The 12,645-nt window shown below is 69.7% G+C and carries 12 protein-coding genes; 3 read left to right on the top strand and 9 right to left on the bottom strand.

All coding sequences use genetic code 11. From position 1 onward, the window contains the following. Positions 1-7 precede the first annotated feature (7 nt). The 3 genes from ABL840_RS24135 to ABL840_RS24125 are packed head-to-tail and all read right to left on the bottom strand — an operon-like array spanning position 8 to position 2,972. Positions 8-754 (bottom strand): transporter substrate-binding domain-containing protein, encoded by a 747-nt coding sequence (locus tag ABL840_RS24135; protein WP_093307425.1) that lies wholly within the window; start codon positions 752-754, stop codon positions 8-10. A 50-nt stretch (positions 755-804) separates the two neighbouring features. Continuing rightward, a complete protein-coding gene (locus tag ABL840_RS24130; protein ID WP_093307424.1) occupies positions 805-2,274 on the bottom strand; it encodes a sensor histidine kinase in 1,470 nt (489 codons plus the stop codon). Further along, entirely contained in the window at positions 2,271-2,972 is a 702-nt protein-coding gene (locus tag ABL840_RS24125; protein ID WP_093307423.1) for a response regulator, read from the bottom strand. The genes ABL840_RS24130 and ABL840_RS24125 overlap by 4 nt, the downstream gene beginning before the upstream one ends. Before the next feature lie 164 nt (positions 2,973-3,136). On the opposite strand from ABL840_RS24125, the gene ABL840_RS24120 reads away from it, so the two are divergent. Further along, a complete protein-coding gene (locus tag ABL840_RS24120) occupies positions 3,137-4,033 on the top strand; it encodes an alpha/beta fold hydrolase (RefSeq protein ID WP_176947655.1) in 897 nt (298 codons plus the stop codon). A 10-nt stretch (positions 4,034-4,043) separates the two neighbouring features. Here the strand turns inward: ABL840_RS24120 and ABL840_RS24115 are convergent, their stop codons facing one another. From ABL840_RS24115 to ABL840_RS24105, 3 genes are all read right to left on the bottom strand, one after another. Beyond that, entirely contained in the window at positions 4,044-4,871 is an 828-nt protein-coding gene (locus ABL840_RS24115) for a substrate-binding domain-containing protein (RefSeq protein WP_093307421.1), read from the bottom strand. A 99-nt stretch (positions 4,872-4,970) separates the two neighbouring features. After that, entirely contained in the window at positions 4,971-5,171 is a 201-nt protein-coding gene (locus tag ABL840_RS24110) for a hypothetical protein (protein ID WP_093200558.1), read from the bottom strand. Positions 5,172-5,210: 39 nt separating this feature from the next. Then, positions 5,211-6,107, bottom strand: coding sequence for an SPFH domain-containing protein (locus ABL840_RS24105; protein ID WP_093307420.1), 897 nt, complete (start codon positions 6,105-6,107; stop codon positions 5,211-5,213). A 53-nt stretch (positions 6,108-6,160) separates the two neighbouring features. On the opposite strand from ABL840_RS24105, the gene ABL840_RS24100 reads away from it, so the two are divergent. After that, positions 6,161-6,703, top strand: a complete 543-nt coding sequence (locus ABL840_RS24100; RefSeq protein ID WP_093307419.1) for a hypothetical protein — start codon at positions 6,161-6,163, stop codon at positions 6,701-6,703. 108 nt (positions 6,704-6,811) lie between these two features. Continuing rightward, entirely contained in the window at positions 6,812-7,300 is a 489-nt protein-coding gene (locus tag ABL840_RS24095; protein ID WP_176947654.1) for a Spy/CpxP family protein refolding chaperone, read from the top strand. Between the two features lie 10 nt (positions 7,301-7,310). Here the strand turns inward: ABL840_RS24095 and ABL840_RS24090 are convergent, their stop codons facing one another. From ABL840_RS24090 to ABL840_RS24080, 3 genes are all read right to left on the bottom strand, one after another. Then, positions 7,311-8,081, bottom strand: coding sequence for a TIGR04325 family methyltransferase (locus ABL840_RS24090; RefSeq protein ID WP_093200547.1), 771 nt, complete (start codon positions 8,079-8,081; stop codon positions 7,311-7,313). A 90-nt stretch (positions 8,082-8,171) separates the two neighbouring features. Further along, positions 8,172-9,068 (bottom strand): response regulator transcription factor, encoded by an 897-nt coding sequence (locus tag ABL840_RS24085; RefSeq protein WP_093307417.1) that lies wholly within the window; start codon positions 9,066-9,068, stop codon positions 8,172-8,174. Beyond that, positions 9,046-12,447, bottom strand: a complete 3,402-nt coding sequence (locus tag ABL840_RS24080; protein WP_418115992.1) for an ATP-binding protein — start codon at positions 12,445-12,447, stop codon at positions 9,046-9,048. Before ABL840_RS24080 ends, ABL840_RS24085 begins: the two co-directional genes overlap by 23 nt. Positions 12,448-12,645 lie beyond the last annotated feature (198 nt).

Here is a 12,645-nt window from a genome sequence, read left to right as displayed (position 1 = left end):
GGCTCGCTCAGGCGGCGGGCGCCACGCTCGCGCCTTCGATGCGGTGGCGCTTCAGCGCATCGGCCACGAAGCCGCTGGCCTTCATCTCCTCGACGAAGGCCGCGAGCAGCGCCTGCGCTTCGGCACCCCTGCTGGCGGGCGTGCCCATGGCCTGCTGGATGACCATGAAGCGCCCCGGCAGCACGCGCACGCCGGGCGCGCGCCGTGCCTCGCCTTCGAGCATCTGGCGGATGCCGGCTGCCACTTCGACTTCGCCGGCACGCAAGGCCGCCAGCGCAGGTGCCGCGCCCTGGAGTCGCACGATCTCGGCCGCCTTGATCTCGCGCGTGAGGAACAGGTCGTAGGCGCTGCCGGAGCCCACGGAGATGCGATTGCCTTGGGCATCGACCTGTGCGTTGTCCTGGAACGCCGAGGCATCAGGCACGAGGTAGCTGCCCTCGATCAGCACGTAGGGCGCGGTGAACAGCAGCCCCTCGCTGCGCGCCGGGTCGATGGCGAAGAAGCCGATGTCGGCCTTCTCGTTCTTCACCGCGTCGACCGAGGCGGCGGCCTTCTCGAACACCACCAGCTCGATGCCCACGCCGAGCCGCCGCGCGAACTCGCGCGCCAGGTCGACGGATACGCCAACGGGCTCGCCGGTGGCCGCGTCCTTGTTGGCCAGGATCGGGTTGCCCAGGTTGATCGAGGCGCGCAGCGTGCCGCCTGGCGCGAAAGTTGAAACGAGGGCGGGCGTGATCGTCGGCTGCTGTGTCATGGCGTTGCGGCATCGATGGATGGAGATGCCGCCAGTTTACGGGGAGCCCCTCAGGACCCGGCCGGCGTCACGATGCCTAGCGAACCCAGCGGCCCGAGCGGCAGCCGCACCGTGACGCGCAGGCCCGGCCCCGTGCCGGTGTCGCCGAGCGCGATCGCGCCGCCGTGCGCATCGACCACCGAGCGCACGATGGCCAGCCCGAGGCCGCTGCCCGTTTGCGTCTGGTCGGGGTCGCGGAAGAAGCGATCGAAAACGCGCTCGCGCAGCGCCGGCATGATGCCCGGCCCCTGGTCGCATACCGTCAGCACCGCCAGGTCGCCGTCGCGCCGGATGCCCACGCTCACCACCGAGCCGACGGGGCTGTACTTGGTGGCGTTGTCGATCAGGTTGTCGATCATCGAGACCAGGCTGTCGCGGTCGCCCATGATCTCGACGGGTTCGTCGTCCACCAGCTCGATCTCGACCTCGCGCACGTGGGCGAGGGCCGAGAGCGCCGCCAGCCGTTCCTGCACCAGGTCGTCGAGCCGCAGTGCGTGCGGCGCCGAAGCCTGGGCGTTGCTGCGCATGAGCCGCAGCAGCTGGCCCACGAGGCGCTCCGCGCGCGCGTTGCTGCTGAGCACGCGTGCGAAGAGTTCGTCCTGCCGCTCGGTCGGGATGTGCTCGACGAGCAGCGACTGCAGCGCCTCGACGTTGACTCGCATCGCCGCGATGGGCGTGCGCAGCTCGTGCGCCGCATCGGCGATGAAGCTCTGCTCGCGCGCGATGCTGGCGCGCAGCCGCTGCATCAGCGCGTTGAAGTTCCTCACCAGTGGCCGCAGCTCGTCGTGGCGCGGCAGCGTGGACACGGGCGCGAGGTCGTGCGGGCCGCGCGAGGCGATCTCGTTGGCCACCTTGCGCCACGGCCGCAGCGCGAGCCGGATCGACAGCCATGCGGGCAGCAGCAGGAAGGGAATGCTGATCACCAGCGGCAGGATGTAGTAGCCGCGCGACTGGAAGGTGAGCCACATCTGCACGGTGCCGGGCGTGACCAGCGTGACGCGCGTCTTGCCCGTGGGCGACTCGATGGTGCGGGCGCGCCAGCTCTTGCCGTCGGCCTCCACCGTCTCGCCGATGTCGGGGCGGGTGTTGGCGATGCCCGCCGGCAGGCCGCTCGAGCGGTAGACCTCGCGGCCGTTCTGCCAGACGATGACGCTCGGCGACATGTAGGCATCGTCGCCGTTGCCGAAGCCGTTGCGCAGGGCGATGTCCATCGCGCGCAGGCTCTCGTACTGCCTGGCGGGCTGGTCGGTGAGATTGCGCGCGACCACCAGCATGCTGCGCTGCGTGGAGTCGATGACGGACAGGTCGTCGGTGAATGCCGAGCCCAGCAGCAACCCGACTGCCAGGCTCCACAGCAGCGTCATCATCGCGATCTGCGCGAACATGAGGCGGCGCACCAGCGAAGGCCGCCGGACGCGGCGCCAGCCGCTGCGCAGCAGCCTGGCGGGTGCCGACGCGATGGCCGCGACCAGCTCGCTCATGCACGCTCCAGCGGCTGCTGGGCCGCGAAGTAGATCACGTAGCCGATTCCGCGCACGGTGCGGATGTAGCCGTCGCCGATCTTGCGGCGCAGGTTCGAGACATGCACGTCGAGCACGTTGCTGCCCGGGCCCTGGGCGTGCGCTGTGCCCTGGGAGCCGGCCAGCACGAGCTGCTCGAGCGCGCGCCGCGCCACCACGCGGTCGGCCCGCCGCACCAGCAGGCTCAGCAGCCGGAATTCGCTGCGCGACAACGCGACGGGCATGCCGTCGACGCGCACGCGCTGGGTCGGCTCGTGCAGCCAGAGGCCGCGGATCTCGAAGGTCGCGCCGTCGCCGCCGTAGCTGCGCCGGGCGAGCGCCCGCACGCGCGAGAGCAGCTCGGCCAGCGCGAAGGGCTTGACCATGTAGTCGTCGGCGCCGCTGTCCAGGCCCTGCAGGCGGTCGTTCAGGCCGTCGCGCGCGCTGAGGATCAGCACCGGCAGCCGCGTGCCGTCGCGCCGCAGCCGTTCGAGCACCGCGAGGCCGTCGCCGTCGGGCAAGCCCAGGTCGAGCAGCAGCAGGTCGCAGCCTTCGGCCTCGAGGATGCGCAGCGCCTCCTCGACGCGGCGCACCCACACCACCTCCATCCCCTGGGTCTGCAAGGCGACGCGAATGCCGGTGGCGAGATCGAAATCGTCTTCGGCCAGCAGGATCTTCATGGCGGGCAATCTACCCGGCGAAGCTGAAGGAATCCCAAAGAAACGGGGGCGCCGGCGCGGAGGACGGCAGGTGGCAAGGCGACGGATTTTTCAGCAGACCTTCATCTATGCGCCGCACCATGCGGGGTGTCCGTCAGACATCGTCAAGAAGAAGAGAGATACCGATGAGCCTTTTCGAAGCGCGCCTCTTCGCCGGGAACTTCCGTTCGCCGCAAGCCCATTCCTCGCTGCTGGCTTCGTATGCGCATGTGCTCGCGCGATGGCCGGTGCCGCACGAAAGCCGCTACGTGGAAACGCGCTACGGCCGTGCGCACGTGCTGGCCTCGGGGCCGGCCTATGCGCCGCCCGTGGTGCTGCTGCACGGCGGGGGCGGCAACGCCACCACCTGGGTCCACAACATCGAACGGCTCGCGGGTTCGCTGCAGGTCTATGCGGTGGACATCATCGGCGACGCCGGCCGCACCGAAGGGAAGCGGCCCCTGACGGAAGACACGTACTGCAACTGGCTCGAGGACGTGCTGATCGGCATCGGCCGGCCCAAGGTGGGGCTGTGCGGTGCCTCCTTCGGCGCATGGCTCGCGGCGGCGTACACGCGCCAGACGATGCGGCGGGTTTCCAAGGTCGCGCTGCTGGCGCCGCCGAATCTCGAGTCGCTGCGCATCGGCACCGTGCTGCGCGCCGGGCTTGCGGCGGCGTTCCCGAGCGAGCGGCAGGTGCGCGCCTTCCACGCGCTGGTGTCGTCGCCGATGGCGCCCGAGCCGCCGCCGTGGGCCATGGACGACCTGCTCGTGCGCTGGCGCTGCCAGCGCGGCAGTCCCCGCCCACCGGGCCGCATGACCGACGCCGACCTTCGCGCGCTGCCGAAGGGCTCCCTGCTGATGCTCGGCGAGGACGAGGTGCTGTACGACCCGATGCGCGCCCGCGCCCGGGTGAACGCCCTGGCGCCGCATGTGCGCGTCGAGCTCCTGCCCGATGCGGGCCACACGATCGCCTTCGACCAGGCGGAGAAGGTCGGCGATGCGCTGGTCGAGTTCTTCCGGCGCGACGGCTGGACGCTCTGACGGTGCGCGGTCAACGCGCCGTCAGCGGCTCCAGCCCGGTCTTGGCGATGGTGGGCGCGGCTGCGGGCGAGTTGAGGTAGCGGATCAGCTGCCGCGCCGCGTCGGGCTGCTTCGAGGCGGTGGCGATGCCGGCGGAGAACACCGTCACGCGCTGCACCTCGGCCGGCAGCGGGCCGATGTAGTCGATGCCCGCGATGGGCAGCAGCTCGCTCACCTGCTGCAGGCCGAGTGCCGCGTCGCCGCGCGCCACCACCGAGCCGACGCGCTCGCTCAGGATGCGCTTGCTCTTGGGCTTGACCTGGTCCTCGATGCCGAGCTTCTTGAGCAGCTCGGTCTCGTAGTAAGTGCCGCTCGCGCTGGCCGAGTAGGCGATGGAGGGCGCGGCGATCAGCGTGCGCTTCAGCGCATCGACCGTGCTGATGTCGGGCTTGGGAGCGCCCTTGCGCACCGCGAAGCCGATGGCCGAGCGCACCAGGTCGACCTGGCTGCCGGGCACCACCTTGCCCTGCGCCACCAGCGCATCGAGGGCGGGGCGCGCGAGGATCACCACGTCGGCCGGCTCGTTGCGCGCGAGGCGGCTGGGAATGGAATCGTCGGCGTTGCCCATCGAGGCGCCGTAGGCCGTCTTCACGCTGCGGCCGCTGCTGCGTTCGAACTCGGGGCGAAGGTCGTTGTAGGCGGCGGTGAAGCCGCCGGAGGTCATGACGTGGATGTCGGCGCCGCCCGCGGGCCTGGCGCTGCCGCCGAGGCTGCCGCAGCCGGCGAGTGCGAGGGCCGCGACCAGGGGGAGGGCCGCGCGGCGGGTGAGGGTGCGAAAAGAGGAAAGGGGCTTCGTCACGATGTCTCCAGGAGGAAGAGGGTTGCGGCGTGGTTGCCGTCTGCCTCTGTCATCGTAGAAGCCGGGGCTGTCATTCGGCCTTCAGCGAATTCGGGGTTATCACTGAGCCGCGGGCTCGTCGGGAGTGCTTTTGCCTGCGTCCGTAGCGGGGAGCCGCCCGCGCCTCGCCAGCCCTTCGCGCAGCAGGAACTCGACCTGCGCGTTGGCGCTTCGCAGTTCCTGCGCGGCGAGGCGCTCGATCTCGGCCCAGAGGGCCGGATCGATGCGCAGGGGATAGGCTTTCTTGCCGGGACTGGCCATCGGGTGGGTACGGATCTGAGGGCGTGTACGGCTCGCGCCTCAGGTGTAGAGCGTACCGGTGTTCACCACGGGCTGCGTCTCGCGGTCGGAGCACAGCACCACCAGCAGGTTCGACACCATCGAAGCCTTGCGCTCGTCGTCGAGCACCACGAGGTTGCGCTCCGACAGCCCCTTGAGCGCCGCCTCGACCATGCCGACCGCGCCCGCCACGATCTGGTGCCGCGCGCTCACGATGGCCACGGCCTGCTGGCGGCGCAGCATCACCTGCGCGATCTCGGGAGCGTAGGCGAGGTGGGTGAGCTTTGCATCGAGCACTTCGACGCCCGCGCTGGCGAAGCGCTGGTTCAGCTCGGCCTTGAGCGCGTCGGCCACCGTGTCGAGCCCGGCGCGCAGCGTGGTTTTTTCGCTCGGCAGGTCGTCGCCGCTGTCGTAGGCGTAGAGGGTGGCGAGGTGGCGGATGGCGGCTTCGGCCTGGATGGCGACGAACTTGTTGTAGTCGTCGATCTCGAACACCGCCTGCGCCGTGTCGTAGACCCGCCAGACCACCGCCGCGCCGATCTCCACCGGGTTGCCGCGCTTGTCGTTCACCTTCAGCGGCGGCGTGTTGAGGTTGCGCGCGCGCAGGGAGATCTTCTGGCCGCTTTGCAGAGGGTTGGTCCAGCGCAGGCCCTCGGAGCGGTCGGTGCCCTGGTATTCGCCGAAGAGCGTGAGGATGATGCCCTCGTTGGGCTGCAGCATGTAGAGACCCGGGACCAGCACCAGGCCGACCACGATCAGCAGGATGCTCATGGGCAGCGGCATCAGGCGCTGCACCATCGCCCAGACGCCGACTGCAATGAGCAGCAGCGCCACCGCGGACACGCCGTAGCCGTTGATGGACCGGTAGGGGCGCTCCTTGCGGACCGGGCGGGAATTGGCGGGGGATTTTTCTTGCACGGGGTCCTCCTAAAAAGTGATATCACTCTAATATCTTTTTGAGGCCAGTCAAGATGTTTTCGATTTCCCGACGACCGCTCCGGATTTCCGTCGTCGCCGCGCTGGCGGCGAGCCTGCTCGGAGCCGCGCCGGCCGGCGCCACCTCGTGCGCCGGCCGCATCTCTTTCCTCGATGCGGTCGCGGAGGCACGGGGCGAGCCACGCGCCCGCGTGCTCCGGGCGAGGGTGGTGCCCTTCGACCTGGGCGTGCCGAACTACACGCCACCGCCGGACTCCTTCATGTTCGAGCCGGTCGAGTTCCTCGATGGCAGGCCCGCCGGCAAGGCCGCGGGCCGCTTCATCGGCAACGGCGTGCTGCACTACATGCTCAACGCGGCGCCGCCGGGCCGCATTGAGCCGCTGCCGCAGGGCTCCGAATGGATCGTGCTGGCGTGGGACAACGGCGAGGGCACGCTGAACGTCGGCCCCTGCGGCTCTATCCTCGAAGTCCGGGGCAGCGCGGTGCATGGCTTCATCCGGGGCGCGCCGACCAGCATCGACACGTCGCAGACCATGCCGCTGCGCGAGCTTCGCCGTTCGCTGCCGGCGCCAAGGTAAATACAGTTCGCTTTACCCCCGCTTTACGGGTTCGCAACGCAAGCGACAGCCGCTGCGCCTGAAATGCGCGGTGGCCCTTCGGAGGGCCGGCACCGAAGGACTCCAGCCATGGCGATGAACCGCTCCCTGCAACGCCTCGCGCTCGCCGCGGCCCTTGTCGCCGTGAGCGGCCACGGATTCGCGCAGTTCGGTGGAGGCGGCGGGGGCATGGGCGGCGGCCGACGAGGCGCGCGGCCCGACAGCTCCACCAGCCCGCGCTCCGGCGACGGCCTCAACACGCCGGCCACCGCGTCGGCCAAGGTCCGCGACAAGCTCTACGACCTGCGCGTGCAGCTCATGATCACGCCCGAGCAATCGCCGTTGTGGGACCGCTTCTCGGATGCCGTATGGGACATCGCCAGCCGCACCGGCATGGCCGCCGCGCCGCCAGCGGACGACCTGAGCGCGGTGCAGTTCGCGCAGCAACGCGCGGCGCAGGCGCAAGATCGCGCCCGGCGCATGCAGGCGGTGAGCGACTCGCTGTCGAAGCTCTACGACGCGATGACGCCCGAGCAGCGCCACACGGCCGACCAGAACCTGCCGGCCGTCATCCCTTGAGACTTCGCGGTCAGTCGACGAGATCGAAGCAGCAGCCCGCGTAGTAGGGCTTGTCGCCGCCCTCGACGAAGGGCACCTCGATGGGCTTGCCCTCGTTGCGCCACACGTCGCGCTTCCTGTAGCCGGAGCGCGCGAGGTCGGCCAGCAGCTCGTCGTGGTGCTGGATGCGGTAGGGGCACACCGCGATGCCGATGCTGTTGAGCGTGTAGATCGTGCGCTCGGGGTGCACGGCCGTGGTGTTCATCACGATGCGCCGGGGCTTCACCGACAGCGAGGAAAGGATCGCGTCCATGCGCACCGGCAGGTACTGCAGGCTGCCCGACACGTACAGCACGTCGCAGCCGCTCGCATCGCGGTAATCGGTGGTGAAGCTCAGCTGCTCGGTCGCCTCGCGCTTGACGGCCATCGCGCGGCCGCTCTCGACCACGCCGGGCACGTCGCACACCGTCCAGCGCAGCGTGTCGGGGTAGCTCAGCACGCGGCGGAAGGCGTAGTACTTGATGCCGACGTGCCCGCCCAGGTCGAACACGCGCGTCATGCCCGCATCGATGGAGCGGCCCAGCCAGAAGAGGCCGGGGTAGTCGTAGAAATAGATCTGCGGGCTGTAGAGCTCGCCTGCGTCGGCGTTGGCATAGCCCACGGCCTTGCTGGAGGGCGCTCCGGCCTCGGCCGCGGCGAAGCTCTCGAACGAGCCCATGAACAGGTTCTCGTCCGTGTTGTTCAGGAACTTGCGCTTGTAGGCACTTTCGCGCGGCGGAAACTGCAGAAGGCTGGACAGCATTTCTTTCTCCGGTGGCTGGCCCATTCTGGGCGCAACCGGCGCTTTCGGGCGCTATAGCCCAGTGCCGTTGGGGCAGTTACCCCATGGGGGTTACATACCGCTGGCCAGCGCCGCCGCCGCCGCGCGCGTTTCCACGCCCAGCTTCTCGAAGATGTGCTCCAGATGCTTGTTCACCGTGCGCGGGCTGGTGCCCAGGATCTCTCCGATGTCGCGGTTCGTCTTGCCCTTGGCGAGCCACGACAGCACCTCGGTCTCGCGCGGCGTGAGGGCCGCGTCGGCCAGCCGGGCGGCCGGGCCTTCGCGCTGGATGGCGAAGAGCAGCATCGTCTCGCCGAGCGCCGCCGCGCCCAGATTGCGCACCGACAGCCGCATGCCCGTCGCTGTTCCGACGGCGATGGCCGCACCCGGCGAGAGCGCTGCTTCGAGCGACGCCGGCAGCAGGCCCGGCGCCACCGGCTCTTCGAGCGCGTGCAGCCACAGCGCGGCCTGCGGCGAGCGCCACGCGACGCGCCCGCGCGTGTCGACGAACACCACGCCCATGCCGGCCACGTCCACCGCGTCGCGGGCCATGCGGGTGATGCGCGCGTTGCGCGCGTGCGTGTGCAGCCGCGCCAGCACCTCCTGCGCGCGGATCGGCTTCACCACGTAGTCGACGCCGCCGCACTCGAAGCCTTCGACCACGTGCGTGGTTTCCGAAAGCCCCGTCATGAAAAGCACCGGGATGTGCGCCCACGCAGGGTTGGCCTTGATGCGCCTGCAGGTCTCGAAGCCCGAGAGGCCCGGCATCAGGCCGTCGAGCAGGATCGCGTCGGGCACAACCAGCTCGAGCCGCTGCAGTGCGGCCTCGCCGTCGGCCGCCACCAGCACGGTGTAGCCGCTGGCCTCCAGCGTGTCGCACAGCATGCCGAGGCTGCTCGGGGCGTCGTCCACCACCAGCACGACGGGGCGTTCGGACGATGACGATTCAGGAGGCGAGGGTGTCTGCATCTTCGGCGAGTGCGTTGCGGAGTTTGTCGAGCTCGAATCGCGCGACCATGCCGCGCAGCCATGTGCAGGTCGAGGCCGCCGCGGGCGATGCGGCGGCCAGCCGGTCGAGCGTGGTGTGCAGGCCGCGCACGTGGCCCATCTGCGCGAGGCGCATGAGTTCGGCGCGTTCGTCTTCGGAAAGGGCGAACTGGAGCGGGCGCGGCTGCGCTCCCTGTTCGTCGTTCTCGGTTGGTCCCATGGCGTCACCCGCCGCGAGCCATTCGAGGCCCAGGTGCCGCTCCAGCGTTGCGATCAGCTCCGACTCGATCACCGGCTTGCCCACGAAGGCCTGGCAGCCCGCCGCGCGCAGCCGCTCGCCCTGGTTCTCGAACATGTTGGCCGAGACGATGATGATCGGGATGTCCCCGAAGCCCGAGGCGCGCACCGACGCGGCCGTCTGCCAGCCGTCCATGTCGTCCATCGTCAGGTCGAGCAGGATGGCCGAGGGCAGCTCCTCGCGCAGGCTGTCGAGGCACTCGGTGCCGCTCGCGGCCTCGCGCACCTCGAAGCCCAGCGGTGCGAGCATGCCGGCGAGCATCTGGCGCTGCACGGGCTGGTCGTCCACCACCAGCAGCGTGCGGCGCGCGCCGATGTAGCCCGACACCGGCTGCCGCAGCGCGCCGGCCTTGCCGGCCTGCGGGCCGGGGTCGGCCACCTCGCGCAGGTACACGCGCACGCTGAAGGTGCTGCCCTGCGACGAGGTCGACGCCAGCTTGAGCTCGCCGCCCATCAGCGAGGTGAGCAGCCCGGTGATGGTCAGGCCCAGCCCCGTGCCCGGCTCGCCGCGACGGCGGCCCGCGGCGCCGCGCTCGAAGGGCAGGAAGATTCGCTGGTGGTCCTGCGGCGCCACGCCGATGCCGGTGTCGACCACGTCGAAGCGCAGCACCTCGCGGCGAGCATCCACGTGCAGCGTGACGGTGCCGCTGTCGGTGAAGCGCACCGCGTTCGTCAGCAGGTTGATGAGGATCTGCCGTAGCCACTTCGCATCGGCATGCACCCAAGGCGGCGGCCGCCCCGCGTGCGTGTAGACGAAGGCCAGGCCCTTGTTCTCGGCCTGGGGGCGGACCATGTGCACGAGCTGGTCGAGAAAGGCCGGCAGCGCCAGCGGCGCGGGTTCCAGCTGCAGCCGCCCGGCCTCGATGCGCGCCAGGTCGAGCAGGCCGTCGATCAGGCCCAGCATGTGCTCGCCGCTGCGGTGGATGGTCTGCACCGCCTCTCGCGGCGGCGTCACCGCATCGCCCTTGAGCAGGATCTGCGAGTAGCCCAGGATGCTGTTGAGCGGCGTGCGCAGCTCGTGCGTCATGCCGGCCACGTAGCGGGTCTTGGCCTGGTTGGCGGCTTCGGCGGCTTCCTTGGCGGTCTGCAACGCGGCGTCGGTGCGGCGGTGTGCCTCGATCTCCAGCGCCAGCAGGTTGTTGTGGCGGTTCGATTCCTCCTGCGCCATCTGGCGGCTCTCGCTGCCCAGCACCACCCACCACGCGGCCACCGCGGCCACCACGGAAAGCAGCGCGAACACCTTCAGGAAGGCCGTGGCCATGACCGGATCGCTGGTGCCCGCCAGCGCCTCCTGCGCATAGACCACGCCCACCACGGTGGCCAGCAGCGCGATGAGCGACGTGGCCACCAGCAGGTAGTGCGCCACGCGGAAGTTGAGCCGCGCCGACAGGGCAGGCGGCAGCAGCGCCTGCAGCCAGCCGCTCATCTGCTCGGCGGCGCGTGAGTCGGTCTTGCAGCGGTCGTGGCAGCGCGACTCGAGCGTGCAGCACAGCGAGCAGATCGGCGCGCTGTAGGCCGGGCAGTGCGCCATGTCCTCCGACTCGAAGCTGTTGTCGCACACCGAGCACTTCACGCCCTGGCCCGGCTTCCAGCGCTCGATGTCGTTGCGCGCGAGGTAGTAGCGCCCGCGCGTGCGCCACGCGAGCAGCGGCGACAACGCCATGGCCGTCGCCAGCGCGATGAAGGGCGAGAAGGCTCTGGCCCAGTGCCCCAGCGCGCCCGAGTAGGCGAGCATGGCCAGCGCCGCCGCCACCAGCATCGACACCAGACCCACCGGGTTGATGTCGTACAGGTGCGCGCGCTTGAACTCGATGGTGCGCGGGCTCCAGCCCAGCGGCTTGTTGATGACCAGGTCGGCCACCAGCGCGCCGACCCAGGCGATGGCGATGTTGCTGTAGAAGCCCAGCACGTGCTCCAGCGCGGCGAACACGCCCAGCGCCATGAGCAATATCGCGATGACCACGTTGAACACCAGCCACACGACGCGCCCCGGGTGGCTGTGCGTGAGCCGCGCGAAGAAGTTCGACCACGCCAGCGAACCCGCGTAGGCGTTCGTCAGGTTGATCTTCATCTGCGACACCAGCACGAACAGCACCGTGATGCCCAGCACCCAGGCCGGATCGCGCAGCACGTACGAGAAGCCCGTGAGATACATCTGCGTGGGCTCGATCGCATGGTTGCCCGGAATCTCGTGCTGCAGCGCCAGGAAGGCGAGGAACGCGCCGCCCATCATCTTCAGCATGCCCGGCACGATCCAGCCCGGCCCCGCGACCAGCACGGCCGTCCACCAGCGCACGCGGTTGGCGGCCGTCTTCTCGGGCAGGAAGCGCAGGTAGTCGACCTGCTCGCCGATCTGCACCACCAGCGAGAAGGCCACGGTGGCGGCGGCGCCGAACATCAGCGGGTCGAAGCCGCTGCTGTCGGAAGTGCGGCCGACCAGCCCGGTGAAGTCGGCGTACAGCTCGGGCTTCTTCACCAGCACCGCGATGAAGGGACAGACGAACAGCACGATCCAGATCGGCTGCGTCCACAGCTGCAGCCCCGAGATGAGCGTGATGCCCCGCGCCACCAGCGGGATGATGACGATCGACGACACCATGTACAGCAGCCACAGCGGCCAGTCGAGGTACATCTGCAGCGCCAGCGCGAGGATGGCCGCCTCCAGCGCGAAGAAGATGAAGGTGAAGCTCGCGTAGATCAGCGATGTGAGCGTGGAGCCCAGGTAGCCGAAGCCCGCGCCGCGCGTGAGCAGGTCCATGTCCACGCCGTGGCGCGCCGCGTAGTACGAGATCGGCAGGCCCGTGAGGAAGGTGATGAGCCCGACCACGAGGATGGCCCACAGCGCGTTCGAGAAGCCGTAGCTCAGCGCGATGGCCCCGCCGATGGCCTCCAGCGCCAGGAAAGAGGTGGCGCCGAAGGCCGCGTTGGCCACGCGGAACTCCGACCACTTGCGGAAGCTGCGCGGCGTGTAGCGCAGCGCGTAGTCCTCCAGCGTCTCGTTCGCGACCCAGGCGTTGTAGTCGCGGCGGATGCGAAAGATCTTCTGTCCGGAGACGGATTGCATGGCGGGTTCTCGCGGCGGCGGTGGCATGGGGCGGGTACAGCAAGAAGCGCTCCCTGTGCCCCTTTCGTGATGACTTCGGCCGATGTCTGGCTCGCGAGTCTGCAGGCAGGGCGGACCTCCGCCGCTACGTTGAATGACGTATTCGCGCAAACCCGAGTGATTTCTAAAGTTCCAGCCATGGTGCTCGGGGCACCGTCC

The organism is Variovorax sp. NFACC27, assembly GCF_048301545.1.
Lineage (GTDB): Bacteria > Pseudomonadota > Gammaproteobacteria > Burkholderiales > Burkholderiaceae_C > Variovorax > Variovorax gossypii.
This window is presented reverse-complemented; position numbering and strand designations above follow the sequence as displayed.